Genomic DNA, 25,888 nt, shown 5'->3' on the forward strand with positions numbered 1-25,888 from the left:
GAAACGGCCGGAGCCCCCGCACAGTGGGCTCCGGCCGTGGCTCAGGTGTCGTACGAGATCAGAGGGCGAGGCCGGTGAGGACCATGACCCGCTCGTACGTGTAGTCGTCCATCGCGTACCGCACGCCCTCGCGGCCGACGCCGGACTGCTTGACGCCGCCGTACGGCATCTGGTCCGCGCGGTACGAGGGGACGTCGCCGACGACCACGCCGCCGACCTCCAGCTCGCGGTGGGCGCAGAAGGCCGTCTGGAGGTCGTGCGTGAACACGCCCGCCTGGAGGCCGTACTTGGAGTCGTTGACCGCGGCGAACGCCTCGGCCTCGCCGTCGACCCTGCGTACCGTCAGGACCGGGCCGAAGACCTCCTCGCAGGAGATCGTGGCGTCGGCCGGCACGTCGGCGAGGACGGTCGGGGCGTACGAGGCACCCTCGCGCTTCCCGCCGGTGAGCAGGGACGCGCCCGCCCTGACGGCCTCGTCGACCCAGGACTCGACGCGCTTGGCGGCGTCCTCGCTGACCAGCGGGCCGACGTCGGTGGCGGCGTCGTTCGGGTCGCCGGTCACCTGGGCCTCGACGGCCGCGACGATCTTCGGGACGAGACGCTCGTACACGGACGCGTCGGCGATCACGCGCTGCACGGAGATGCAGGACTGGCCGGCCTGGTAGTTCGAGAAGGTCGCGATGCGGGTCGCGGCCCAGTCCAGGTCCTCGTCCGAGGCCCAGTCGGCCAGGACGACGGCCGCGCCGTTGCCGCCGAGCTCCAGGGTGCAGTGCTTGCGCGGCACCGAGTCCATGATCGCGTAGCCGACGGTCTCGGAACCGGTGAAGGAGATGACGGGCAGGCGCTCGTCCTGGACCAGCGCCGGCATCTTGTCGTTGGCGACGGGCAGGACCGACCAGGAACCGGCCGGGAGGTCGGTCTCGGCGAGCAGCTCGCCCAGGATCAGGCCGGACAGGGGCGTCGCGGGCGCCGGCTTGAGGATGATCGGGGCGCCGACGGCGATGGCCGGGGCGACCTTGTGGGCGCACAGGTTCAGCGGGAAGTTGAAGGGCGCGATGCCGAGGACGGTGCCGCGGGGGAAGCGGCGCGTCAGGGCGAGGCGGCCGACGCCGCCGGCGTCGGTGTCGAGGCGCTGGGCCTCGCCGCCGTTGAAGCGACGGGCTTCCTCGGCCGCGAACCGGAACACGGAGACGGCGCGGCCGACTTCACCGCGGGCCCACTTGATGGGCTTGCCGTTCTCGGCGGAGATCAGCTGGGCGATCTCTTCGGTGCGCTCGACGAGGCGCTTGCTGACGTGGTCGAGGGCGGCGGCGCGGACGTGCGCGGGGGTCGCCGCGAACTCGGCCTCGGCGGCGTAAGCGGCCGCGACGGCCTCTTCGACCTGCGCGTCGGTGGGGATGCTCACCGACGCGACGAGCCGGCCGTCCCAGGGGGACGTGACGTCGAACGCGTCCTCGCCGGTGGCCTGGCGGCCGGCGAGCCAGAAGGCGTGGGGGGAAGTCATGTCGTTTCCGGCCCTTCCGAGGGGGTGGGTGCTGATGTCCCCCACGGTAGGGGTGCGGAGGCGGGAGGTCGTTTGTCCGGGGTGGAGTGCTGCGGGCGCGCGGGACGCCGCTTTGGAGGACGACACGTGCGTACGCCCTGGCCGGGCGGGACGGTACGAGGGCCGGGGGCGGGGGCGGAGCGGAATTTTCCCCTGCCCGCCCCTTCCCGGACGGGGACTCCGCCCCCGTCCCCGCTCCTCGAACGCCGGAGGGGCCGCCATGGGCCGCAGGCCCCGGGGCTGTGCAGCCGGAACGTGCCGCCCCCCGCACCGCCCACTCAGCCCGAGCCCGTCCCCGCCGTCGCCTTCAGCGCCAGCCACAGCTCCATCCGCACGTCCGCGTCGTCCAGCGAACGGCCCAGGATCTCCTCCACCCTCCGCATCCGGTAGCGCAGCGTGTGACGGTGGACGCCCAGGTCCGCCGCCGCCGCGTCCCACTGCCCGTGGCGCGAAAGCCACGCCCGCAGGGACGCGATCAGGTCGCCCCGGCCCTTCGCGTCGTGCTCGCGCAGCGCCCGCAGCATCCCGTCGGCGAAGGACCGCACCGCGTCGTCCGCCAACAGCTGCATCACCGAGCCCGCCGCCAGCTCCTCGTGCTCGACCAGCGCACGCCCCCGCCGGCGCGCCACCGACAGGGCCTGTTCCGCCTGCTTGTACGCCCCGACCGCGGCGATCGGCCCCGCCGGTGCCGACAGTCCCACCACCAGCTCGTCCTCGCCCGCCGGCTCGTGCGGCCGCGCCGCGTCGCCGCGCTGCGCCTCCGTACGGGCGAGACAGGCGTTCACCGCGTCGCCCCCGTCCGCCGCGAGCACCACCAGCCGGTCGCCGTCCGGCACCACCAGCACCGGCTCGCCGGCCCGCAGCGCCGCGGACTCCATCGCGTCGGCCAGGCCCTGGAGCGGGTCGGACACGCCCACGGCGGACGCGCTCTCCGGCTCCGCAGCCGCCGGCTCGGCGATGAGGAGGCGGAACGGGGCGTCGAGCAGCACCCCGTACAGATCGCCGGCGACGGCCCGCGCGTGGTCCGGCTCGCCCGCCAGCAGCATCCGCAGGACCGCCGCGCCCAGCCGCTGCTCGGCCGCCTGCAGGGAGCGCGACCGTTCGGTGGTCAGGGTCAGGAGCGCGATCGCCGAGTGCACGGCGTACCGCTCGGCCGTCCCCAGCGGGGCCCCCGTCCCGACCGCCAGTACGCCCCGCACGCGCCGCCCCGCGCCCAGCGACTGCAGTTCGACCCGGTCGTCCGCCTCGGCGTCGCCGTCCGTCCCGCCACTGCCCACGACGGAACTCGCGGGCGCCGGCCGCTCCCGCAGCCGTTCGACGTCGGCGGTGAGCCGGGCGGCGCGGCGCGCGGCCCAGTCGGGCGCCGCGGCGACCACCGCGCCGGAGACGTCGTACAGCGCGGCCCAGCCCTTGACGTGCGACGCGAGGCGGGCCAGCAGGTCACCGGGCCCGTCTCCGGACAGCGCCGCCTTCGTCAGCTCGCGCTGCGCCTCGAAACCGGCGGTCACCGCGCGGTACTGGTCGGCGGCGTTCGCGGCGGATACGGCCTTGCTGATGGCGAGGAAGGGCGTACGGCGCGGCACTTCCAGCAGCGGCAGGCCCTCCTCGGTGGCGGCGTCGACGAGAGCCTGCGGAACGTCGTCGTAGTGGACGCCGATGGCGAAGCCGAGCCCCACGACGCCGGCGCCGGCCAGCCGCCGCACGTACCGGCGCATGACCTCGGGGTCCTCGGCCTCCAGCTTCATCGCGGTGACGAGGAGCAGCTCGCCGCCCTCCATGTACGGCACGGGGTCGGGGAGCTCGCTGACGTGGGCCCAGCGCACCGGCGTGTCCAGCCGGTCCTCCCCGGCGCGGACGGTGAGCTTGAGCGCCGAGTGGTGGACGAGGGAGGCGAGGGTGGGCGGCATGGACGGTCGAACCTTAGGGAAGAGGATTTCGCCGTCCTGTACGAACGGCGTACTTCGATTCTGCCAGGACGTACGACAAGGAGCGTCACGACCGCAGATCGACCAGCAGCGGAGGCGTGTTCTCCCCCCGTACGCCGCTCAGGGAGAGCACCGCGTGCCCGGCGGGCACGGCGTGCGCCAGGTCGGAGGCCGACCAGCGCTCCCGCTCCACCTCGCGCACCGTGACCGCCTCGGCCGTCGCCGCCTTGCCGGTCACCAGGCGCCGCATGAAGTGCAGTGCCTTGGTGAGCGGCTCGTCGGAGACGATCTGCCGGTTGGTGACGTCCCGGGTCTGCACCCATTCCGTGCCCCATGCCTGCGCGAACCGTCCGCCGTCCCAGGGCGCGATCCCCGCGAACGCCATCCGGCAGCCGACCGCGCCGAGCAGCGGCCCGCGCAGCGCCTCCGGTACGTCCTCCAGGGTGCGCAGCGCGAGGACGACGCCCGCGTGGGCGGCGCGCAGCCGCTGGACGGCGCGTACGGACTCGGCGGTGACCGCGTACGTCGCGTCGTCCAGGACCAGGCAGGCGAACAGGGACCGGTCGGAGCGGGTGAGGGCGGCGTCGGTGAACTGGGCGAGCAGCAGCCGGGCGACGATCCGGGACGCCTCGGCGTGACCGCGCTCGGGCAGGTCGACGCGGACGCGCACCGGGTGCTCGATGCCGCGCGGCGAGAACCGGGGACCGCTTCCGTCGGTGCGGAAGAACCGGGCGAAGGCCGGCCGGTCCAGGAAGGCGATCCGCTCGGCGAGCAGCACCCCGGTGTCGTCGCCGCGCTCCGACTGGCGCGCCCGGGCGTCGAGTTCGCGCAGCTGCGCCGGGTCGCCGGCGACCGCGGAGCGCAGCCGGCCGAACGCCCCGGGCGCGCCGTCGAGCAGCTCGCGCAGCTCCGGTACGGCGGGGAAACGCCCGTGGGCGGCCCGGTACGGTCCGATGAGCTGGGCCAGCGCGGTGGCGGCCCGCCGGCTGTCCGGCACCAGGTCGCCCACCAACGCCTCCGCCAGCACCCGGGCGGCCTCGTCCGGGTCGTCGGCGCCGCCGTACAGATCGAGGTCGTGGCTGGAGTCGGGGCGGCCTACGCCGACCACCACGTCGAACGCCTCGTCGGGGGCGAGTGCGGCGCCCTGTCCGGTGACGGCGATCACCGCGGCGCGGTTCGCGAGCGCCTGGAGGCACAGCGACTCGACGACCGGCCGGGTCAGCCGCAGGGTCTTGCCGGACCCGGCCGGGCCCACCGCGACCAGCGAGGTGCCGAGCAGCGCGGGCTCCAGGGCGACACCGGTGGTGCGGCGGACGTAGGGGTTGCGCGGGCTGTCGGCGACGGTGCCGATCCTCACCTGGGCGGTGACGAGGTCGTGCACGGCGGTACGGACGGGCAGGTCGCGGACGCCGGAGGGATGGGCGCAGGCGGCGGCGCCCTGGGTGAGCACCGCGCCGGTGAAGGCGGCGAGCTGCTCGGGCCGCGCCCGTACGCCCTGCCATGCCCGCGTGATGCGGGCGTGGTCCACTTCGCCGAGGGCGCCCGTCCGGGTGGCCTCGGCGAGCCGCGCGGCGGCTTCCGGCAGGCCGGCGTCCCGCAGCTCCGGCCAGTCGGCGGGGTCCTGCCTGGGCTCCGCCCCCTCCCGCCCGTCTCCGGCCTGCCAACGCCTCAGCGGCGGCCAGGCGGCCGCCCTGCGGAGGGCCGCCGCCGGCCTCGGCCTGGTGGTGTCGAGCCGGTCCGCCAGCGCCAGGGCGGCCGCCGGAAGCCTCGGCCAGGCGCCCGCCCTGCCGACGGCCGCGACGACGGCCGCCGTCAGGAGGAGGTAGTAGAGGCTCGAGGCCCAGTCGAGCCACCAGACCGTGGTCGGCATCTCCCGCCAGAACCCCGGCATCAGCACGAACAGCGGCCAGAGCGGCACGCCGTACCGCTGCCAGAGCTCGCCCCAGTTGCCGACCCGCCCCATGCCCACCGCGATCAGGGTGAGGACCAGGGCGTAGTAGAGGTACGCCACCATGACGAAGAACGGATGGTCGGGGTGGTTCTCGTTCATCCAGGCGTCGGGCACCAGCATGCCCATGGGCAGCGTCCACCAGCTGTCGATGAAGATCCACCACCCTTCGAGGTAGCGGTTCCAGAGCAGGGACCAGAGCAGCCAGCCGCACAGGAAGGCGATCAGCGCGCCGCTGAGCAGTTGGCGCATGGGCACGGCATCGGGCTCTTCCTCCGCCCTCGGGCGGTGGTCGAGCCGCCAGATCCCGGGTTCCGCCTCGGGCCGGGGCCTGCGCAGCCATTCGGCCGTCGCCGTCGCTCCGCCGCGGGCGGAGGCGGAGACGGAGGGGGACGCGGACGCGGACGCGCCGTCCGGGCCGACGGGCTCCGCCGGGCGGGGCACGGAACGGCGCACGCCCTCCGCGTGGCGTCCGGAGCGGCCGCCGCCCGTGCGTGCGCCGTGGCTGTGCTGTGTGCCTTCGGTATCCATGAACCCCTGCCCCCTGACCGATCAGGTCGCGCCCTTACGCAGCGTCAATCTAGTGCCGACGGCTCCTTGACGTCAGTCACCGCCGCGCTCCGCGCCACGCACCCCGGTGGTTTCCGGACCCGCTCCCCGCGCGATCCGGCGTCCCGCCCGCCGTGGCCCGGCGGGGCGCCCGCCCCCGCTATGTCCGTCGCGGACAACGACTCGCCGCCACTTCTCCCGAACGGAACATGCCACCCCCTGCCCACCACCCCTAGCCTGCGAGGTGAAGAAGCGTCCGGAATACCCCCCAGGAGCCCCCCATGACCGCAATCCCGCAGGAGCGCCGCGTCGTCACCGCGATCCCCGGCCCGAAGTCGGCCGAGCTTCAGGCCCGGCGCACCGCCACGGTCGCCGGCGGCGTGGGCTCCGTGCTGCCCGTCTTCACCGCGCGCGCGGACGGCGGCATCATCGAGGACGTCGACGGCAACCGTCTGATCGACTTCGGCTCCGGCATCGCCGTGACGTCGGTGGGCGCCTCCGCCGAGGCCGTCGTACGCCGCGCCTCCGCGCAGCTCCAGGACTTCACCCACACCTGTTTCATGGTCACGCCGTACGAGGGCTACGTCGAGGTCTGTGAGGCGCTGGCCGAGCTGACCCCGGGCGACCACGCCAAGAAGTCCGCGCTGTTCAACTCGGGCGCCGAGGCCGTCGAGAACGCCGTCAAGATCGCCCGCGCCCACACCAAGCGCCAGGCGGTCGTCGTGTTCGACCACGGCTACCACGGCCGTACCAACCTCACGATGGCGCTGACCAGCAAGAACATGCCGTACAAGAACGGCTTCGGCCCGTTCGCCCCCGAGGTCTACCGCGTCCCGGTCGCCTACGGCTACCGCTGGCCGACCGGCGCCGAGAACTGCGGCCCCGAAGCCGCCGCGCAGGCCATCGACCAGATCACCAAGCAGGTCGGCGCCGACAACGTCGCGGCGATCATCATCGAGCCGGTGCTCGGCGAGGGCGGCTTCATCGAGCCGGCCAAGGGCTTCCTGCCGGCGATCGTGAAGTTCGCCAACGACAACGGCATCGTCTTCGTCGCCGACGAGATCCAGTCCGGCTTCTGCCGCACCGGCCAGTGGTTCGCGTGCGAGGACGAGGGCATCGTCCCCGACCTGATCACCACCGCCAAGGGCATCGCGGGCGGTCTGCCGCTCGCCGCCGTGACCGGCCGCGCCGAGATCATGGACGCCCCCCACGGCGGCGGCCTGGGCGGCACGTACGGCGGAAACCCGGTCGCCTGCGCCGGTGCGCTCGGCTCCATCGAGACGATGAAGGAGCTCGACCTCAACAAGAAGGCGAAGCGCATCGAGGAGGTCATGAAGGGCCGTCTGGCCGCCATGGCCGAGAAGTTCGACATCATCGGTGACATCCGTGGCCGCGGCGCCATGATCGCCATCGAGCTGGTCACGGACCGCGACACCAAGGAGCCGAACGCGGCCGCGGCCGGCGCGCTCGCCAAGGCGTGCCACGCGGAGGGCCTGCTGGTCCTGACCTGCGGCACCCACGGCAACGTGCTGCGCTTCCTGCCGCCGATCGTCATCGGCGAGGACCTGCTCAACGAGGGCCTGGACATCATCGAGGCGGCCTTCGCCGGCGTGTGACCGGGTGCCGGCTGTGAAGAAAGGGTGGGGGGCCGATGGCGGGATGGAGATCCTCCTGTCGGTCCCCCGCCCCCTGCCGTACGGTTTCGGCAGATGAGAGAAACACCCCGCTCGCAGGAGACTGCGGGCGGCTCCAGGTCGGAGCCCTCCCTGCCCCGCCCTGGTCGTGCCTTCGCGCACGCGGCCGGAGCCTTCGGCTCCGGAACTCCTCACCGATCGGACGGCCGCTCGCCCCACACCCCCCGGGGCGCGCGGCAGCCCGGTCCGGGCGGCTGCCCCGGAACTACCCCCCCTGTTCCGGGACAGCCGCCTTTCCTCTCCCGGAACTCCGGGAAATCCGGTAGATCCGGGAACTTCAGGAACTCCGGGTTCCCCGGGCCCCTCGCCCTCTGCGGGCTCTTCGGGCTCCTCTTCGCGCTGATCACCTGGCAGGTCGCCGCAGCAGGCCCCCTGCGCCGCGCCGACGAGCGGACCGGCCGGGCCCTCGTGGGCCACGGCCCCGCCCCCCTCACGGAATTCCTCGCCGATCTCGGCAACACGGCGGTCGCGCTGCCCGTGCTGGCCGCGGCCGTCGTCTGGGCGCTGTGGCGCGGTGGCCGGGGCGCGCTCGCCCGCGCGACGGCCGCCGTGCTCGCCATGGCGGCCGTGCCCGTGCTGGTCGTCCCGCTCAAGTCCTGGATCGCCCGCCCGGGCCCGCTCACGCAGGACACCGGCTACTACCCGTCCGGGCACACGGCGACAGCGGCCGTCGCCTACTGCGGCGCGGCCCTGCTCCTGCGCGCGCACGCACGCCGCCACCGGTGGTGGCCACCGGCCCTCGCCCTCGTGCTCACGCTCGCCACCGGCGCCGGCCTGGTCCTGCGCGGCTACCACTGGCCGCTGGACGTCCTCGGCAGCTGGTGCCTGTGCCTCGTCCTGCTTCTGCTCGGCCACCGTCTTCCGGCGCGGTACGCGCGGCCGCCCCGCGCCTCCCGGACTCCGGCGGCGCCGGACCGGTGAGCGTGCCCGGCCCGTCCGGTGAGCGTGCCCGGCCCGTCCGGCGGGACGGGCCGGGCACGGCGGAAATCCTTCCCCGGGTCCGGTCCCGCTCACCCGGACCCGGTCCCGGGCCCCCTCAGCTGTCGAAGCCGAGCCCCAGCTTGTCCATGGTCTTCAGCCACAGGTTGCGGTGGCCGCCGTTGTCGTCCGACCGGGCCAGCGACCACTTGGTGATACCGATACCGGCCCAGGCGAAAGGTTCCGGCGGGAAGGGCAGCGGCTTGCTGCGGACCATCTCCAGCTCCGTACGCCCGGTCCGCTCACCCGCGAGCAGGTCGAGCATGACGTCCGCGCCGAAGCGGGTGGCGCCGACACCCAGGCCGGTGTACCCGGCGGCGTACGCCACCTTGCCCGCGTGGGCCGTCCCGAAGAAGGCGGAGAAGCGCGAGCAGGTGTCGATCGCGCCGCCCCACGCGTGGCTGAAGTTCACGCCCTCCAGCTGCGGGAAGCAGCGGAAGAAGTGGCCGGCCAGCTTGAGGTACGTCTCCGGGCGGTGGTCCATCTCCGCGCTGAGCCTGCCGCCGAAGGGGTAGACGGCGTCGTAACCGCCCCACAGGATCCGGTTGTCGGCGCTCAGCCTGAAGTAGTGGAACTGGTTCGCGCTGTCGCCCAGCCCCTGCCGGTTCTTCCAGCCGACCGAGGCGAGCTGGTCGTCGGTGAGCGGCTCGGTCATCAGCGCGTAGTCGTAGACCGGGACGGTGTACGGGCGGACCCGCTTGACCAGCGACGGGAAGATGTTGGTGCCCAGCGCCACCCGGCGGGCGAAGACCCGGCCGTACGGCGTGCGCACCGCCATCCCGGCGCCGGCGGAGACCAGGTCCAGGCCCCGGGTGTGCTCGTAGATCCGTACGCCCAGACCGAGGCACGCCTGCTTGAGTCCCCATGCCAGCCTGGCCGGGTTCAGCAGGGCGACGCCCCGCCGGTCGAGCAGCCCGCCGATGAAGGTGGGCGAGTCGACCTCGGCGCGCACCGCGTCCCGGTCGAGGAGTTCGAGGCCGTCGGCGAAGCCCAGCTTCCGGGCCTCCTCGTACATCTCCGTCACCTCTTCGAGCTGGTGCGGCTCGGTGGCGACGTCGATCTCGCCGGTGCGCTCGAAGTCGCAGTCGATGCCGTACGCCGCCACCGCCTCCTCGATCGCGTCGAGGTTGCGCTCGCCGAGCTCCTCCAGCTTCGCCAGCTCACCGGGCCAGCGGGAGATGCCGTTGCTCAGGCCGTGGGTGAGGGAGGCGGCGCAGAATCCGCCGTTGCGGCCCGAGGCGGCCCAGCCCACCTCGTGTCCCTCGATCAGTACGACGTCCCGCCCGGGGTCGCGCTCCTTGGCGAGGAGCGCGGTCCACAGTCCGCTGTATCCGCCGCCGACGACGAGCAGGTCGCAGCGCTCGTCCTCGGTGAGGGCGGGCCGCGATGCGGGCTTTTCGGGATCGTCCAGCCAGAACGACACCGGCTTCGCGCCGGAAAGGGATTGTGCTGCACTACGCATGGCGACTGGGGCCATGGTTTCCAACTCCTTCAGGACTTACTGGGGCTGTGCGCTCTTCTTCCGGCGGCTCGCGACGAGCTGACCGCCGAGAACCGTCAGCACGGCGATGACGAACATGGCCGTGCCGATGACGTTGATCTGTACGGGTGTGCCGCGCTGCGCCGATCCCCACACGAACATGGGGAAGGTGACGGTCGAGCCCGCGTTGAAATTGGTGATGATGAAATCGTCGAAGGAGAGCGCGAAGGCGAGCAGCGCTCCCGCCGCGATTCCGGGCGCCGCGATCGGCAGGGTCACCCGTACGAACGTCTGGACCGGACCCGCGTAGAGATCGCGCGCGGCCTCTTCCAGACGCGGGTCCATCGACATCACGCGCGCCTTGACCGCCGTCACCACGAAGCTCAGGCAGAACATGATGTGCGCGATGAGGACGGTCCAGAAGCCCAGCTCGGCGCCCATGTTGAGGAAGAGCGTCAGCAGCGAGGCGGCCATGACGACCTCGGGCATGGCCATCGGCAGGAAGATCAGCGAGTTGATCGCGCCCCGCGCCCGGAAGCGGTAGCGGACCAGCGCGAAGGCGATCATCGTGCCGAGCGCGGTGGCTCCGACCGTGGCCCAGGCGGCGAGCTGGAGCGAGAGGGAGAGCGAGCCGCACAGGTCGGCGACGCCGCACGGGTCCTTCCACGCGTCCAGGGAGAATTCCTGCCAGGCGTAGTTGAAGCGCCCCTTCGGATGGTTGAAGGAGAACACCATCACGACGATGTTCGGCAGGATCATGTAAGCGAGCGTCAGCAGCCCGGCGATGACGACGAGATTGCGCCGTATCCAGCGAAGCACAGACATCAGACCAGATCCTCCGTCCCGGACTTGCGGATGTACACGGTGACCATGGCCAGCACGATCGCCATCAGGATGAAGGACAGCGCGGCCGCCGTCGGGTAGTCGAGCACCCGCAGGAATTGCGACTGGATGACGCTGCCGACCATTTTCGTGTCGGTCGAGCCGAGCAGTTCCGCGTTGACGTAGTCGCCGCTCGCCGGAATGAAGGTGAGCAGCGTGCCCGAGACGACACCCGGCATGGAGAGCGGGAAGGTCACCTTGCGGAAGGTGGTCGCCGGGGTGGCGTAGAGGTCGCCGGCCGCCTCGTGCAGCCTGCCGTCGATGCGCTCCAGGGAGGTGTAGAGCGGCAGGATCATGAAGGGCAGGAAGTTGTACGTCAGGCCGCAGACCACGGCCATCGGCGTGGCCAGCACCCGGTCGCCCTCGGTCCAGCCGAGCAGGCTGGTGACGTCCAGGACGTGCAGGGTGTTCAGTACGTCGACCACCGGGCCGCCGTCCGCGAGGATCGTCTTCCACGCGAGCGTACGGATCAGGAAGCTGGTGAAGAACGGCGCGATGACCAGCACCAGGACGAGGTTGCGCCAGCGGCCCGCCTTGAAGGCGATCATGTACGCGAGCGGGTAGCCCAGCAGCAGGCACAGCAGGGTGGCGGTGCCGGCGTACAGCAGCGACCGGACGAACTGGGGGTAGTAGTCGGTCAGCGCGTCCCAGTACGTCCGGAAGTGCCAGGTGACCTCGAAGCCCTTCTCCAGCGAGCCGGTCTGCACCGAGGTCGACGCCTGGTAGACCATCGGCAGCGCGAAGAAGACGATCAGCCACAGGATGCCGGGCAGCAGCAGCCAGTACGGTACGAGCCGCTTGCGCGTGGCGGCCTTGCGCGGGGCCGGGGGCTCCGCCGGTGCGGGCGCCAGGGGCGGCGCGTCGGTGACGCTCACGCGCTCTCCTCCACCGTCTCCACGCCCGCGGAGCCCACTGTCCCGGCAAGCAGGGACTGGCCGGCGTCCAGGCCGAAGGTGTGCGCGGGGTTCCAGTGCAGGACGACCTCGGCGCCGGGGGTGAGCCGCGCGTCGCGCTCGATGTTCTGGACGTACACCTCGAAGTCGGAACAGGCCGGGCTGTCGACGATGTACTGGGTCGAGACGCCGATGAAACTGGACGCGACGATCCGGCCGGTGATCCTGTTGCGGCCGTCCGCGACCGTGCCCGCGTCGTCGGCGTGCGCGACCGAGACCTTCTCCGGGCGTACGCCGACGAGCAGCTTGCCGCCGCTGCGGGGCTGCGACGCGCACCGGCCGCCGGGCAGGCGCAGCTTGGAGCCGCCGCAGGTGACCACGGTGTCCTCGCCCGAAGCCTCGACGACCTCGGCCTCGATGAGGTTGGACGTACCGAGGAAGTTGGCGACGAACGTCGTCCTCGGGTTCTCGTAGAGGTCGGCGGGGGCGCCGAGCTGCTCGACGCGGCCGCCGTTCATCACCGCGACCTGGTCGGCCATGGTCATGGCCTCCTCCTGGTCGTGCGTGACGTGCACGAAGGTGATGCCGACCTCGGTCTGGATGCGCTTGAGCTCCAGCTGCATCTGGCGGCGCAGCTTGAGGTCGAGGGCGCCGAGCGGCTCGTCGAGGAGCAGCACCTGGGGGTGGTTGATGAGCGCGCGGGCCACGGCGACGCGCTGCTGCTGGCCGCCGGAGAGCTGGTGCGGCTTGCGGCGGGCGAAGGCTCCGAGCTGGACCAGGTCCAGCATGTCGCCGACCTGCTTCTTCACGGACTTGATGCCGCGCCGGCGCAGGCCGAAGGCGACGTTCTCGAAGACGCTGAGGTGCGGGAAGAGGGCGTAGCTCTGGAAGACGGTGTTGACCGGGCGCTTGTACGGCTGGAGGTCGGTGACGTCCTTGTCGCCGAGGAAGACCGTGCCGGTGCTCGGGTCCTCCAGACCCGCGATCATCCGCAGGGTGGTGGTCTTGCCGCAGCCGGACGCGCCGAGCAGGGCGAAGAAGGAGCCCTGCGGGACGGTCAGGTCGAGCGGGTGCACGGCCGTGAACGAGCCGTAGGTCTTGCTGATCCCGGAGAGGCGGACGTCGCCGCCTTCTGTCGTCTTCTGCGTCATGGGGTGTGGTCCCAGGGGTGTCGAGAGGGGGCGGGAGCGGGAGCGGACAACGGCTCAGGCGCCGATGAGCTTGGCGAACTTCTCCTCGTACGCCGTCTCTTCCTTGCCGCTGAGCGAGCGGAAGGCGTGGGACTTGGCGGCCATCGCCCTGTCGGGGAGGATCAGCGTGTTGGAGGCCATCGACTCGTCGATCTTCGCCAGCTCCTCGCGCACGCCGTCGACCGGACAGACGTAGTTGATGTACGCGGCGAGTTCGGCGGCCACGGGCGGCTCGTAGTAGTAGTCGATGAGCTTCTCGGCGTTGGCCTTGTGCCGCGCCTTGGCCGGGACCAGCAGGTTGTCGCTGGAGGTGATGTAGCCGGCCTCCGGGATCACGTATTTGATGTCCGGATTGTCCGCCTGGAGCTGGATGACGTCGCCGGCCCAGGCGAGGCAGGCCGCGAGGTCGCCCTTGGAGAGGTCCGCGGTGTAGTCGTTGCCGGTGAAGCGGCGGATCTGCTTCTTGTCGACGGCCTTCTGCATCCGGGCGATGGCCGCGTCGTAGTCGTCGTCGGTGAACTTCCCCGGGTCCTTGCCCAGGTCGAGCAGGGTCATCCCGACGGAGTCGCGCATCTCGGAGAGGAAGCCGACCTTGCCCTTGAGCGCGGGGTCGTCCAGCAGCTGGCCGACCGTCTCGATCTTCTTGCCGCCCGTCGCCTTGGCGTTGTAGGCGATGACGGTGGAGATGCCGGTCCACGGGTACGAGTAGGCGCGGCCCGGGTCCCAGTCGGGCGAGCGGAACTGCGCGGACAGGTTGGCGAACGCGTGGGGCAGGTGCGCCGGGTCGAGCCTCTGCGCCCAGCCGAGCCGGATGAGCCGGGCGGCCAGCCAGTCGGTGACGCAGATCAGGTCGCGTCCGGTGTCCTGGCCGGCCGCGAGCTGCGGCTTGATCTTCCCGAAGAACTCGACGTTGTCGTTGATGTCCTCGGTGTACTTGACCGTGATCCCGGTGCGCCGGGTGAACGCCTCCAGGGTGGGCCGGCTCTTCTCGTCCTCGCTGACGTCCATGTACTCGGTCCAGTTGGAGAAGGCGACCCGCTTCTCCTCGGCCGAGTGGTCGTCGGAGGCCGGCGCGTCGCCCTCCCGCCCGGCGGGCGGGATGCCGCACGCGCTCAGCGTGCCCAGGCCGCCGGCCGCCAGCGCGCCGACGCCCGAGGCGCGCAGCAGCGAGCGGCGGGTGAGGGCGCCCCTGCCGGTGCTCAGGCTGCGGCGCACGGCGGCCACCTGGGCCGCGGAGAGGCGGTCGGGCTCGTACTGCTCCATGCGTGAGTGCCCTTTCGGGTGGGTGGGGCCGCTGGTCGTGCGGCGCGGTGGCTGGGTGACTACCGGTCCCCGAAGATCGTGCGGTGCCAATCCTTGCGGGCGACCGCGGTGTTGTCGTACATCACGTGCTTGACCTGCGTGTACTCCTCGAAGGAGTACGACGACATGTCCTTGCCGAAACCGCTGGCCTTGTAGCCGCCGTGCGGCATCTCGCTGATGATCGGGATGTGGTCGTTGACCCAGACGCAGCCCGCCTTGATCTCGCGGGTGGCGCGGTTCGCGCGGAACACGTCTCGGGTCCAGGCGGAGGCAGCGAGTCCGTACGGGGTGTCGTTGGCGAGGCCGATGCCCTCGTCGTCGGTGTCGAAGGGCAGCACGACGAGGACCGGGCCGAAGATCTCGGCCTGGACGATCTCGCTGTCCTGCGGGGCGTCGGCGACGAGCGTGGGGCGGTAGTACGCCCCCTTGGCGAGGTCGCCGGCGGGCGCTTCGCCGCCGGTCACCACCCGGGCGTACGCACGGGCGCGCTCGACGAAACCGGCGACCCGGTCGCGCTGGGCGTGGCTGATGAGCGGCCCGAGGTCGGTGGAGGGGTCGAAGGGATCGCCGAGGCGCACGCTCTCCATCAGCTCGGCGACGCCCGCGACGAAGGCGTCGTAGAGCGGGCGCTGGACGTAGGCGCGGGTCGCGGCCGTGCAGTCCTGCCCGGTGTTGATGAGCGAGCCGGCCACCGCGCCGTGCACCGCGGCTTCGAGGTCGGCGTCGTCGAAGACCACGAAGGGTGCTTTTCCGCCGAGTTCGAGGTGGAGGCGCTTGACGGTGGAGGTGGCGATCTCGGCGACGCGCCTGCCGACGGCGGTCGACCCGGTGAAGGAGGTCATGACCACGTCCGGATGTCCGACAAGGTGCTCGCCGACGTCCTTGCCGGCGCCGGTGACGATGTTGATCACACCGTCCGGGATGCCGGCCTCCTTCGCCGCCTGCGCGAACATCACCGAGGTCAGCGGCGTGATCTCGGCGGGCTTCAGGACGACGGTGTTGCCCGCCGCGATCGCCGGCAGGATCTTCCAGGCGGCCATCTGGAGGGGATAGTTCCAGGGGGCGACGGATCCTACGACACCGATCGCCTCACGCCGTACGTACGAGGTGTGGTCGCCGGAGTACTCGCCGGCCGCCCTGCCCTCCAGGTGACGGGCCGCGCCCGCGAAGAAGGCGGTGTTGTCGACACTGCCCGGCACGTCGAACCCGGTGGTCAGCTTGACCGGCTTGCCGCACTGGAGCGATTCGACGTACGCGAAGTCCTCGGCCTGCTCGGCGAGCACGGCGGCGAAGCGGTGCATCGCCTCGGAGCGCTCCCCCGGGGTGGCGCCCGACCAGCCGGGGAACGCCGCGCGGGCGGCCGCGACCGCCGCGTCGACGTCGGCGGTGGACGCCAGCTCGTACATGTAGACCTTCTCGCCGGTCGCGGGGTCCACGACGGCGTGTGTCCGGCCCGAGGTGCCCGCGCGCAGCTGTCCGGCGATGTACTGCGCACCCTCCGCGAATCGGTCCTGCACCGGGAAGCGGTTGACCATGACGCTCTCCTCCGCCGTTCTCCCCGCTCAGCGGGTGTCGGCGTAGCTCCAGCTGGATTTGAGTGCCGATCCTGACAGAGCCACAGAGGGTCAACAAGGGATTCCGTTGTTGCCTTTTGGTTACGCGACGGAATCGGTCGACCATGTGTCGCGTCGAGGAGGAAATACCGTACGGAGTGTCCGTGGCGCGCGCCGAAATGGCGTGGCATGGCCACGTTAGCGGGCGAAACCCCAGGTGAAGCGGGTGCCGACGGTGTTCTTCCCCTCCCCCGCGCCCGGCCGGACGTCCTCCGACGCCGGACGGGCCGGATTCTCCGGGCGGGAATCCGGTCCGCAGGGCGCCCGCGGGATGTCCGCGAGGTGGGACGGGGAGAGGGAGGACCGGCCGGCCCCCGCCCTAGCCCCGGGCGGGGGCCTCGACCACCAGCGAGGAGTGCGCGTAGGGGTCGTACGAGTCGAGTTCCTTGTCGCGCTCGTTCTCGGACTGGACGACCACCCAGACGATGAACGCGATGAACGCCGCGCCGGCCACGAAACCGACGATGCCGAGGATGATCCCCGCCAGCGCCATGCCGCCGTTCGTCGCCTCGCCCCGCTGGGCGCGCTTGCGGCCGAGGATGCCGAAGATCAGCGCGAGGATGCCGAGGATGATGCCGAGGCCGTAGGCGCAGAAGAACGTGACGGAGATGATGCCGAGCACCATCGCGGTGATGCCGAAGCCGTTCGCCGGGCCCTGCTGTCCGGCCCAGCCGGCCGGGCCGCCGTATCCCGGATATCCGGGATAGCCGCCGGCGCCGTACGGGGCCGGGGCCTGCGGCGCCGGGTAGGCCGGGTAGCCGTACTCGCCGGGCGGGGCCTGCGCCGGGCCGGTGGGGGCGAGGGGCGGCGGCGGTACCGCGCCCTGCTCCGGGGCGGCGCCCGTGCCCGTTCCCGCCCCCGCGGCGCCCGTTCCCGTACTCGGGCCGAAGCCCGGCGCCGGTTCCCCGGTCGGCACCGACGTGATCGTCTGCTGGTCGTGCACCGGAGGCGGACCGGCCTGCGGCCTGCCCGGCGGCACCGTGTGCTCGGGCGGCGCCCAGGGATCCCGCGGCCGCTCGGGCTGTGGGCCCGAGGGGTGCTGTGCGTTGTCCGACATGTGCCTCCCCCATCGTGGTTCCGTCATGCTACGGCCTGCTTTCCGGGCCGTACCGCCCGCCTACGATGACCTCTGAACCGCCCCCCAGGGCCCGTACGACCCGCACATCCGGAGGATCCGATGACCGATCTGCACCCCTTCATCACGGGGCTGCCCAAGGCCGAACTGCATGTGCACCACGTCGGATCCGCCTCGCCCCGCATCGTCGCCGAGCTGGCCGCCCGCCACCCCGACTCCAGGGTCCCGACCGACCCCGAGGCGCTCGCGGACTACTTCACCTTCACCGACTTCGCGCACTTCGTCGAGGTCTATCTCTCCGTCGTGGACCTGATCCGCACCCCGGAGGACGTCCGGCTGCTGACCTTCGAGGTCGCCCGCGACATGGCCAGGCAGAACATCCGGTACGCCGAGCTGACCGTCACGCCGTTCAGCTCGACCCGCCGGGGCATCGACGAGAAGGCCTTCATGGAGGCGATCGAGGACGCCCGCAGGGCGGCGGAGGCCGAACTCGGCACCGTCCTGCGCTGGTGCTTCGACATCCCCGGCGAGGCCGGCCTGGAGGCGGCGGAGGAGACGGCGAGGCTGGCCGTGGACCTGCGCCCCGAGGGCCTGGTGTCGTTCGGTCTCGGCGGCCCCGAGATCGGCGTACCGCGTCCGCAGTTCAAGCCGTACTTCGACCGGGCGATCGCGGCCGGGCTGCGCTCGGTGCCGCACGCCGGCGAGACGACCGGGCCGCAGACGATCTGGGACGCGCTGAACGACCTGCGCGCCGAGCGCGTCGGCCACGGCACCAGCGCCGTCCAGGACCCGGGGCTGCTGGCCCACCTGGCCGAGCACCGCATCCCGCTGGAGGTCTGCCCGACGTCCAACATCGCGACGCGCGCCGTGGCCACGCTGGACGAGCACCCGCTGAAGGAGATGGTGGACGCGGGCGTGCTGGTCACCGTCAACAGCGACGACCCGCCGATGTTCGGCACCGACCTCAACAGCGAGTACGGGGTGGCGGCCCGTCTGCTCGGCCTCGACGAGCACGGGGTCGCCGGCCTCGCCAGGAACGCCGTGGAGGCGTCCTTCCTCGACCCGGCGGGCAAGGCGCGGATCGCCGCCGAGATCGACGCGTACACCGCGGACTGGCTCGCGCGGCGGTAACGCCCCGGACAATGGGCCCATGTCCTTTTCCATGTCCGGGTCTGCGTCCGGGCGGTCCATGCGCTCCACGCGGTCCCTGCGCGCCGTCACCGCCGTGGCTCACCGCGGCGACCCGTACCGGTTCCGTGAGAACACCCTCGCCTCGCTCCGCTCCGCGGTGGAGCGGGGCGCGGACGCCGTCGAGATCGACGTCCGGCCGACCCGCGACGGCGTTCCCGTGCTGCTGCACGACGACTCGCTCAAGCGGCTGTGGGGCCACGACCGGCTGCTCGGGTCCGTCACCGGGAAGGACCTGCGCGAGCTCACCGGCGGCGGCGTGCCCACCCTGCGCGAGGCGCTGCACGCCGCCGGCGACCGCCGTCTCATGATCGACCTGCCGGGGGCCACCGCCGGGTCGGTGCGCACGGTGGTCGGCGTCGTCCGCGAGTCCGGGGCCGGCGAGCGCGTGTACTACTGCGGGGGCGTCTCCGCCATGGCGGACGTACGCGCCGCCGACCCCGGCGCCGAGATCGCCATGACCTGGACGACCCTCACCCCGCCCCCCGCCACGCTGCTCGACGCGGTGAAGCCCCGCTGGCTCAACTACCGGTTCGGGCTGATCGGCCGCGACCTGACGGACCGCGTGCACCGGGACGGGCTGCTGGTCTCCGCGTGGACCGCCGACACCGGGCTCACGATGCGCCGCCTGATCGGCCGCGGCGTCGACTCCATCACCACCAACCGGATCGACGTCCTGTGCGCGCTCACCGAGGGCCCTCGCCCCTAGGCGAGTCGGCCCCTGCGGCAGGACGGCCGAATGGACGCAATCCGCACGGGCACCGCGCACCACGCCCGCGTGCGGATCCCCCGGGGCTACAGACCGACGATCGTGTTCCACTTCTTCGCGAACCCCACGCGCTCCTGCGCCGTGATGTCCCGCGCGATCGCCAGCCGCTCCCGCATCACGTCGTCGGGAAAGATCAGCGGGTCCTCGGCGAGTGCGGCGGTCCCCTCGTCCTTGGCGGAGGCCAGGACGTCGCGCGCGGCCGGCACCGGGCAGACGTAGTTGACCCAGGCGGCCAGCTCCGCCGCGACCTCGGGCGCGTAGTAGTGGTCGACGAGCTTCTCCGCGTTGCGCTTGTGGCGGGCGAGGTTGGGGATCATCAGGCTCTCCGCCCACAGCTCCGCCCCCTCCTCCGGCACCACGAACTCGATGTCGGGGTTGTCGGCCTTGAGCTGGACGACGTCGCCCGAGTACGCCTGGCACGCCAGGACGTCGCCGCTCGCCAGGTCCTTGATGTAGTCGTTGCCGGTGAAGCGCCTGATGTGCTTGCGTCTGACCAGCTTCTCCATCTGCTCGCACACCGCGTGGAAGTCGTCGGCGGTCCAGCGCGTCACGTCGGCGCCGTTGCCCTGCATCAGCAGTGCGAAGCTCTCGTCGAGTCCGGAGAAGAGCGTCACCTTGCCGCGCAGGTCGTCGGCCCACAGCTGGGAGGTGGAGCGGATGTCGTGGCCGAGCTTCCTGCGGTTGTACGCGATGCCGGTGATCCCGGACTGCCAGGGCACGGAGTGCAGCCGCCCCTCGTCGAAGGCGGGCGTCCGCAATTGCGGATCGAGGTACCGGGCGACGTTCGGCTGCTTCGCCCGGTCCATCTCCTGCACCCAGCCCAGGCGTACGAACCGGGCGGCCATCCAGTCGCTGATGACGATCAGGTCGCGGCCGGTCTCCTGATGGTTCATCAGCGCGGGGCTGATCTTCCCGAAGAACTCGTCGTTGTCGTTGATCTCCTCGGTGTAGCGGACGGATATCCCGGTCCGCTCGGTGAAGGCGTCGAGGGTGGGCCGCCGCGACGCGCTCCCGTCGTCGGTGTCGATGTAGAGCGGCCAGTTGGCGAACCGAAGGCTGTGGTCGCGCTCCGACCGGTCGGCGGCGGCCCGGTCGCCCGGTTCGACGTACGCCGCCGGCACCCCGCACCCGGCGAGCGCGGCCAGCGCGCCGGCCGCCGGGAATCCGCGGAGCAGCGTACGACGTGACACACGGGCACGGCCAAGATCACTCATGTCGTCCACTCTCGTCCCACGCGCGAAGGGCGGGCAATAGACAGTCTGTCTATCGCCCGCCCTCCTGGAACAGCGTCCCGGTCAGCCCTCGATCGAGGTCATCACGTGCTTGATGCGCGTGTAGTCCTCGAAGCCGTACGCCGAGAGGTCCTTGCCGTAACCGGACTTCTTGAAGCCGCCGTGCGGCATCTCCGCGACCAGCGGGATGTGGGTGTTGATCCACACGCAGCCGAAGTCGAGGTTCTTGGACATGCGCATCGCCCGCGCGTGGTCCTTGGTCCACACCGAGGACGCCAGCGCGTAGTCGACGCCGTTGGCCCACTCCAGGGCCTGCGCCTCGTCCGTGAAGGACTGGACGGTGATGACGGGGCCGAAGACCTCGTTCTGGATGATCTCGTCGTCCTGCTTGAGGCCGGAGACGACGGTCGGGGCGTAGAAGTAGCCCTTGTCGCCGACCCGCTCGCCGCCCGCCTCGACCTTGGCGTGGGCCGGGAGGCGCTCGATGAAGCCGCTGACCTGCTTGAGCTGGTTGGCGTTGTTCAGCGGGCCGTAGAGCACGTCCTCGTCGTCCGGCTGCCCGGTCTTCGTGTCGGCGGCGGCCTTCGCCAGCGCGGTCACGAACTCGTCGTGGATCGACTCCTGTACGAGCACGCGCGTCGCGGCGGTGCAGTCCTGGCCGGCGTTGAAGAAGCCCGCGACCGAGATGTCCTCGACGGCCTTGGCGATGTCGGTGTCGTCGAAGACGACGACCGGCGCCTTGCCGCCCAGCTCCAGGTGGACGCGCTTGACGTCCTTGGCGGCGGACTCGGCGACCTGCATGCCGGCCCGTACGGAACCGGTGATGGAGGCCATCGCCGGGACGGGGTGCTCGACCATCGCGCGGCCGGTGTCACGGTCGCCGCAGACGACGTTGAAGACGCCCTTGGGAACGATCGAGCCGATGATCTCGGCCATCAGGACGGTCGACGCCGGAGTCGTGTCCGAGGGCTTGAGGACGACCGTGTTGCCCGCGGCGAGCGCCGGGGCGAACTTCCACACGGCCATCATCATCGGGTAGTTCCACGGCGCGACCTGCGCGCAGACGCCGACCGGCTCGCGGCGGATGATGGAGGTCAGCCCCTCCATGTACTCGCCGGCCGAGCGGCCTTCGAGCAGCCGGGCCGCGCCTGCGAAGAAGCGGATCTGGTCGACCATGGGGGGCAGTTCCTCGGTCCGCGTGAGACCGAGCGGCTTGCCGGTGTTCTCGGACTCGGCCGCGATCAGCTCCTCGGCGCGCTCCTCGAAGGCGTCCGCGATCTTGAGCAGCGCTTTCTGGCGCTCCGCGGGCGTGGTGTCGCGCCAGGCCGGGAAGGCCGCGGCGGCGGCCGCCATGGCGGCGTCGACGTCCTCCTGGCCGGAGAGCGGCGAGGTGGCGTACACGTCGCCCGTGGCCGGGTTGACCACGTCGATGGTCCGCCCGTCGGCGGCGTCGCGGAACTCTCCGTCGATGTAGTTGCGCAGGCGGCGCAGTTCGGTGGTCACAGCCACCCCTTCCCTGGTCGGATGTCCGATTGCTGAGATCCCCACCCTAGTCGCTCGGGTATCGCTTTCGACATACCCGTATGCCGGGAACTTCGGATTCAGCAAGATCGGAGGCTCCAAACAACGAATTTCATCGGTTTGGGGTTGCGGAACGGCCGAGACGTCGTGCACAGTGAAGAGGTGGCCAGTAGAAGCGCAGATTCCAGAACCGGGAACGGCTCGTCCCCAACGGTCGATGCCGTGTCTCTGGCGATCATCGAGCAGCTCCAGGAGGACGGACGCCGTCCCTACGCCTCCATCGGCAAGGCCGTGGGCCTCTCCGAGGCGGCCGTGCGCCAGCGCGTGCAGAAGCTGCTCGACCAGGGCGTGATGCAGATCGTCGCCGTCACCGACCCGCTCACCGTGGGCTTCCGGCGGCAGGCCATGGTCGGCATCAACGTCGAGGGCGACCTCGACCCCGTCGCCGAAGCGCTCACGGCCATGGCCGAGTGCGAGTACGTGGTGATGACCGCGGGCTCCTTCGACCTCATGGTGGAGATCGTCTGCGAGGACGACGACCACCTGCTCGAAGTGATCAACCGAAGGATCCGGACGCTCCCCGGCGTGCGATCCACCGAGAGCTTCGTCTACCTCAAGCTGAAGAAGCAGACCTATATGTGGGGAACCCGATAGTCGTGAGCCAGGACCTCTCCAAGACCGCGTACGACCACCTGTGGATGCATTTCACCCGCATGTCGTCCTACGAGAACGCACCCGTGCCCACCATCGTGCGTGGTGAGGGCACCTACATCTACGACGACAAGGGCAAGAAGTACCTCGACGGCCTCTCCGGCCTCTTCGTGGTGAACGCCGGCCACGGCCGTCACGAGCTCGCCGAGACCGCGTACAAGCAGGCTCAGGAACTCGCCTTCTTCCCGGTCTGGTCGTACGCCCACCCCAAGGCCGTAGAGCTGGCCGAGCGCCTCGCCAACTACGCTCCGGGCGACCTCAACAAGGTCTTCTTCACCACCGGTGGTGGCGAGGCCGTCGAGACCGCGTGGAAGCTGGCGAAGCAGTACCACAAGCTCACCGGCAACTACACCAAGTACAAGGTGATCTCCCGCGCGGTGGCCTACCACGGCACCCCGCAGGGCGCCCTGTCCATCACCGGCCTGCCGGCCCTGAAGGCCCCCTTCGAGCCGCTCGTACCGGGCGCGCACAAGGTCCCGAACACCAACATCTACCGCGCGCCGATCCACGGTGACGACCCGGTCGCCTTCGGCCGCTGGGCCGCCGACCAGATCGAGCAGGAGATCCTCTTCGAGGGTCCCGAGACCGTCGCGGCCGTCTTCCTGGAGCCGGTGCAGAACGCCGGCGGCTGCTTCCCGCCGCCGCCCGGGTACTTCCAGCGGGTCCGCGAGATCTGCGACAAGTACGACGTGCTGCTCGTCTCGGACGAGGTCATCTGCGCCTTCGGCCGCCTCGGCACGATGTTCGCGTGCGACAAGTTCGACTACGTACCGGACATGATCACCTGCGCCAAGGGCATGACGTCGGGCTACTCCCCGATCGGCGCGTGCATCATCTCGGACCGTATCGCCGAGCCGTTCTACAAGGGTGACAACACCTTCCTGCACGGCTACACCTTCGGTGGCCACCCGGTCTCCGCGGCGGTCGGCTGCTCCAACCTCGACATCTTCGAGCGCGAGGGCCTCAACCAGCACGTTCTCGACAACGAGGACGCGTTCTTCTCGACGCTGAAGAAGCTGAACGACCTGCCGATCGTCGGCGACGTCCGCGGCAACGGCTTCTTCTACGGCATCGAGCTGGTCAAGGACAAGGCCACGAAGGAGACCTTCACGGACGAGGAGACGGAGCGCGTGCTCTACGGCTTCCTCTCCAAGGCCCTCTTCGAGAACGGCCTGTACTGCCGCGCCGACGACCGTGGCGACCCGGTCGTCCAGCTCGCCCCGCCGCTGATCTCCACCCAGGAGACCTTCGACGAGATCGAGGGCATCATGCGTCAGGTGCTCACGGAGGCCTGGACCAAGCTCTGAGCCAAGTGAGACTGCTCTGATCGTATGACCCCAGCGCGGCCCGGATTCGCCCGTTCGAGTGAGAACGGACGTATCCGGGCCGCGCGCTTGACACGCCACCACGTCCTGAATACTTACGGTGCCCAGTGACCGATCGGCCCCGTCTTCGTTCCGCCATACGGGGGAACGGGATATCTGCTGTGACACTCAAGACGCGCTGTGACATTCAAGACGTGAGGTGTACGCCATGGTGGCCCCGCCCGACAACGATGTGCTCTGGGCACGCTCCCTGCACTACTCGCACAGCGGCTCCCCCGCCCTCACCGGCGTCTCGCTGGGTGTGCGCGAGGGCGAGATCCTCGCCGTCGAGGGCCCGCGCGGCAGCGGCAAGACCACCCTCCTCCAGTGCCTCTCCGGCCAGCTGGTCCCCGAGGAGGGCGAAGTGTGGTTCAACAGCGCGCCCGTGCACACCATGAGTCCCGTGCTGCGCGAGCGGCTGCGCCGCGACCGGTTCGGCTGGATCGACCCCGAACCCCGGCTCCTGCCGGAACTGAACGCCTGGGAGAACGCGGCCCTGCCGCTCCTCCTGCACGGCACCTCGCACCGCGCCGCGAAGAAGACCGCCATGGAGTGGCTGGAGCGGCTCGACATCGGCGCCGTCGCCCGCAAGCGGCCCGCCGTGCTCCTGCAGTCCCAGCGCCAGCGGATCGCCATCGCCCGCGCGCTGGTCAGCACGCCGACGGTGCTGTTCGCGGACGAGCCGACGGCGCCGCTGCACCGCAAGGACCGGGCCCAGGTGCTGCGCACACTCACCGCCGCGGCCCGCTCGCACCACATCACGGTCGTCCTCGCGACGCACGACGCGGAGGTGGCGATGCTCGCGGACCGCACGGTGTCGCTGCTCGACGGGCACCGTGTCACCCCCGTGCAGGCGGACGGTGCGGAAGGCCGGGCCGCGTGCTCGCTCTCCGTCTAGCCCGCGGCACCCGCCCGCCGGTCCTGCTGCGCCGACTGCTGGTCGCGGTGGCATCGGGCGGCGTGGGGTTCCTCCTCCTGTGCACCCTGGGGTACGCGATGGGCCATCCCGCGCAGTCCGGGGACTCCGGGCTGCGCCTGCTCTGGTGCCTGGCCCCGCTCGCGGCCACCGTGTACTTCGCGGTGGCGGTGGCCCGTACCGAACCCGGCACCGACCCGCCGCGCGCGGGACTCTCCGCCGTCGGTCTCGGCCCGGCCCGCCTCGCGATGCTCGCTGCCGTGTCCACGGCGCTCTCCTGCGCCCTGGGCAGCGCGCTGGCGTTCCTCCTCTTCCTCCACCTGCGCGGCGGTCTCGTCCGCCTGCCCTTCGACGGTGCGGCGGCCGGACTGCTGGCCGCGGGCCGGCCGTTGCCGTCGGCCGCCGTGCTCACCCTGCTGAGCCTGGTGCCGGTCACGGCGGCGGCCGCGAGCGCCGTGGCGCTGCGCCCGCGCCGCCCGAAGCGCACCGGCGAGCAGCCCGCCGCGCCCCTGTCCCCCGCCGGTCTGCCGTGGGGGGTGGCCCTCGTCGCCGCGGGCCTCGCGGTCGAGACCTACGCGAGCCGCGGCGCCCCCGGCGCGCCGCTCCCGCTGCCGGGCCGGCTGGACGCGGTCCCGCCCGGTGTCCTGGCCGGCTGGGCCCTGACCGCCCTCGGTCTCGCCCTCGCGGGCCCCGGGCTGACCCACCTCGCCGGCCGCCTGCTCCAGTGCGCCCGCCCGGGCGCGGTGCGGCTGCTCGCGGGCCGCGTCCTGATGGACGAGGCCCGCCGGATCGGCCGCCCGCTGGGCGTGGTGTGCGCGGTGGCGTCGGCGGCGATCGCCGCGGCGACCCTGCGCGACGCCGGCTCCGCCCCCTTCGGCCCCCTGACCGGTCTGGGCGCGGCGCTCGTGACGGGCTGCACGGTCGCCACGCTGCTGATGGCGGCCCTGGAGGCGAAGCACGCCCGTACGGCCACCACGGAGACCCTGGCCCGCATGGGCGCCCCCGCCCAGGCCCTCCGTACGGCAGCGGCCCTGAGAGCGACCGCCGTCCTGACCGTGTTCACCCCCGTGACCTGCGCCCTGGCCGTCCTGGCGGCCCTCCCCCTGACCTCCTGA

The 25,888-nt window shown here is 71.6% G+C and carries 20 protein-coding genes; 8 read left to right on the forward strand and 12 right to left on the reverse strand.

Annotation, left to right across the window (positions count from 1 at the left end):
- Window positions 1–58 precede the first annotated feature (58 nt).
- The 3 genes from ABD374_RS30760 to ABD374_RS30770 form a co-directional block, all read right to left on the reverse strand.
- Entirely contained in the window at window positions 59–1,504 is a 1,446-nt protein-coding gene (locus ABD374_RS30760) for an aldehyde dehydrogenase family protein (RefSeq protein ID WP_344499772.1), read from the reverse strand.
- 317 nt (window positions 1,505–1,821) lie between these two features.
- Complete coding sequence (locus tag ABD374_RS30765) at window positions 1,822–3,450, reverse strand: PucR family transcriptional regulator (RefSeq protein WP_344499775.1); 1,629 nt, start codon at window positions 3,448–3,450, stop codon at window positions 1,822–1,824.
- Window positions 3,451–3,535: 85 nt separating this feature from the next.
- Window positions 3,536–5,947, reverse strand: coding sequence for a type IV secretory system conjugative DNA transfer family protein (locus ABD374_RS30770; protein ID WP_425577395.1), 2,412 nt, complete (start codon window positions 5,945–5,947; stop codon window positions 3,536–3,538).
- 299 nt (window positions 5,948–6,246) lie between these two features.
- Between ABD374_RS30770 and gabT the strand changes: the two genes are divergently transcribed.
- On the forward strand, window positions 6,247–7,581 hold the full coding sequence (gene gabT, locus ABD374_RS30775) for a 4-aminobutyrate--2-oxoglutarate transaminase (protein WP_344499777.1): 1,335 nt from the start codon (window positions 6,247–6,249) through the stop codon (window positions 7,579–7,581).
- Window positions 7,582–7,674: 93 nt separating this feature from the next.
- On the forward strand, window positions 7,675–8,580 hold the full coding sequence (locus tag ABD374_RS34790) for a phosphatase PAP2 family protein (protein ID WP_425577396.1): 906 nt from the start codon (window positions 7,675–7,677) through the stop codon (window positions 8,578–8,580).
- 115 nt (window positions 8,581–8,695) lie between these two features.
- Here ABD374_RS34790 and ABD374_RS30785 read toward each other — a convergent pair whose 3' ends face one another.
- The 7 genes from ABD374_RS30785 to ABD374_RS30815 all read right to left on the reverse strand — a co-directional run bounded on the left by ABD374_RS30785 (window position 8,696) and on the right by ABD374_RS30815 (window position 17,054).
- On the reverse strand, window positions 8,696–10,114 hold the full coding sequence (locus tag ABD374_RS30785; protein ID WP_344499781.1) for an NAD(P)/FAD-dependent oxidoreductase: 1,419 nt from the start codon (window positions 10,112–10,114) through the stop codon (window positions 8,696–8,698).
- A gap of 21 nt (window positions 10,115–10,135) precedes the next feature.
- Window positions 10,136–10,942: an ABC transporter permease gene (locus ABD374_RS30790; protein ID WP_344499783.1), complete on the reverse strand. Its 807-nt coding sequence runs from the start codon at window positions 10,940–10,942 to the stop codon at window positions 10,136–10,138.
- A complete protein-coding gene (locus tag ABD374_RS30795; protein WP_344499785.1) occupies window positions 10,942–11,874 on the reverse strand; it encodes an ABC transporter permease in 933 nt (310 codons plus the stop codon). The genes ABD374_RS30790 and ABD374_RS30795 overlap by 1 nt, the downstream gene beginning before the upstream one ends.
- Window positions 11,871–13,043: an ABC transporter ATP-binding protein gene (locus ABD374_RS30800; protein WP_344499787.1), complete on the reverse strand. Its 1,173-nt coding sequence runs from the start codon at window positions 13,041–13,043 to the stop codon at window positions 11,871–11,873. Before ABD374_RS30800 ends, ABD374_RS30795 begins: the two co-directional genes overlap by 4 nt.
- Before the next feature lie 54 nt (window positions 13,044–13,097).
- Window positions 13,098–14,345, reverse strand: coding sequence for an ABC transporter substrate-binding protein (locus ABD374_RS30805; RefSeq protein WP_344499789.1), 1,248 nt, complete (start codon window positions 14,343–14,345; stop codon window positions 13,098–13,100).
- Between the two features lie 59 nt (window positions 14,346–14,404).
- Window positions 14,405–15,919, reverse strand: a complete 1,515-nt coding sequence (locus ABD374_RS30810; RefSeq protein ID WP_344499791.1) for a gamma-aminobutyraldehyde dehydrogenase — start codon at window positions 15,917–15,919, stop codon at window positions 14,405–14,407.
- Window positions 15,920–16,316: 397 nt separating this feature from the next.
- Window positions 16,317–17,054 (reverse strand): DUF4190 domain-containing protein, encoded by a 738-nt coding sequence (locus ABD374_RS30815; RefSeq protein ID WP_344499793.1) that lies wholly within the window; start codon window positions 17,052–17,054, stop codon window positions 16,317–16,319.
- A gap of 120 nt (window positions 17,055–17,174) precedes the next feature.
- Here ABD374_RS30815 and ABD374_RS30820 point away from each other — a divergent pair, with 120 nt between their 5' ends.
- Together ABD374_RS30820 and ABD374_RS30825 are read left to right on the forward strand one after the other, a co-directional pair.
- On the forward strand, window positions 17,175–18,203 hold the full coding sequence (locus tag ABD374_RS30820) for an adenosine deaminase (RefSeq protein WP_344499795.1): 1,029 nt from the start codon (window positions 17,175–17,177) through the stop codon (window positions 18,201–18,203).
- A 58-nt stretch (window positions 18,204–18,261) separates the two neighbouring features.
- On the forward strand, window positions 18,262–18,969 hold the full coding sequence (locus tag ABD374_RS30825; RefSeq protein WP_344499931.1) for a glycerophosphodiester phosphodiesterase: 708 nt from the start codon (window positions 18,262–18,264) through the stop codon (window positions 18,967–18,969).
- 86 nt (window positions 18,970–19,055) lie between these two features.
- On the opposite strand, the gene ABD374_RS30830 is transcribed toward ABD374_RS30825, so the two are convergent.
- Both ABD374_RS30830 and ABD374_RS30835 read right to left on the reverse strand, forming a co-directional pair.
- Window positions 19,056–20,219 (reverse strand): polyamine ABC transporter substrate-binding protein, encoded by a 1,164-nt coding sequence (locus tag ABD374_RS30830; protein ID WP_344499933.1) that lies wholly within the window; start codon window positions 20,217–20,219, stop codon window positions 19,056–19,058.
- A gap of 105 nt (window positions 20,220–20,324) precedes the next feature.
- A complete protein-coding gene (locus tag ABD374_RS30835) occupies window positions 20,325–21,764 on the reverse strand; it encodes a gamma-aminobutyraldehyde dehydrogenase (protein WP_344499797.1) in 1,440 nt (479 codons plus the stop codon).
- 165 nt (window positions 21,765–21,929) lie between these two features.
- Here ABD374_RS30835 and ABD374_RS30840 point away from each other — a divergent pair, with 165 nt between their 5' ends.
- The 4 genes from ABD374_RS30840 (at window position 21,930) to ABD374_RS30855 (ending at window position 25,888) form a co-directional block, all read left to right on the forward strand.
- Window positions 21,930–22,436, forward strand: coding sequence for an Lrp/AsnC family transcriptional regulator (locus ABD374_RS30840; RefSeq protein ID WP_344499799.1), 507 nt, complete (start codon window positions 21,930–21,932; stop codon window positions 22,434–22,436).
- The gene (locus ABD374_RS30845; RefSeq protein ID WP_344499801.1) at window positions 22,421–23,800 is read left to right on the forward strand and encodes an aspartate aminotransferase family protein; all 1,380 of its coding nucleotides are present in this window, start codon (window positions 22,421–22,423) and stop codon (window positions 23,798–23,800) included. The genes ABD374_RS30840 and ABD374_RS30845 overlap by 16 nt, the downstream gene beginning before the upstream one ends.
- A 226-nt stretch (window positions 23,801–24,026) precedes the next feature.
- Window positions 24,027–24,755, forward strand: a complete 729-nt coding sequence (locus ABD374_RS30850) for an ABC transporter ATP-binding protein (RefSeq protein ID WP_344499803.1) — start codon at window positions 24,027–24,029, stop codon at window positions 24,753–24,755.
- Window positions 24,737–25,888: a hypothetical protein gene (locus tag ABD374_RS30855; RefSeq protein ID WP_344499805.1), complete on the forward strand. Its 1,152-nt coding sequence runs from the start codon at window positions 24,737–24,739 to the stop codon at window positions 25,886–25,888. The genes ABD374_RS30850 and ABD374_RS30855 overlap by 19 nt, the downstream gene beginning before the upstream one ends.

Source organism: Streptomyces enissocaesilis, from assembly GCF_039533765.1.
In the GTDB taxonomy this organism is placed as follows: Bacteria; Actinomycetota; Actinomycetes; order Streptomycetales; family Streptomycetaceae; genus Streptomyces; species Streptomyces enissocaesilis.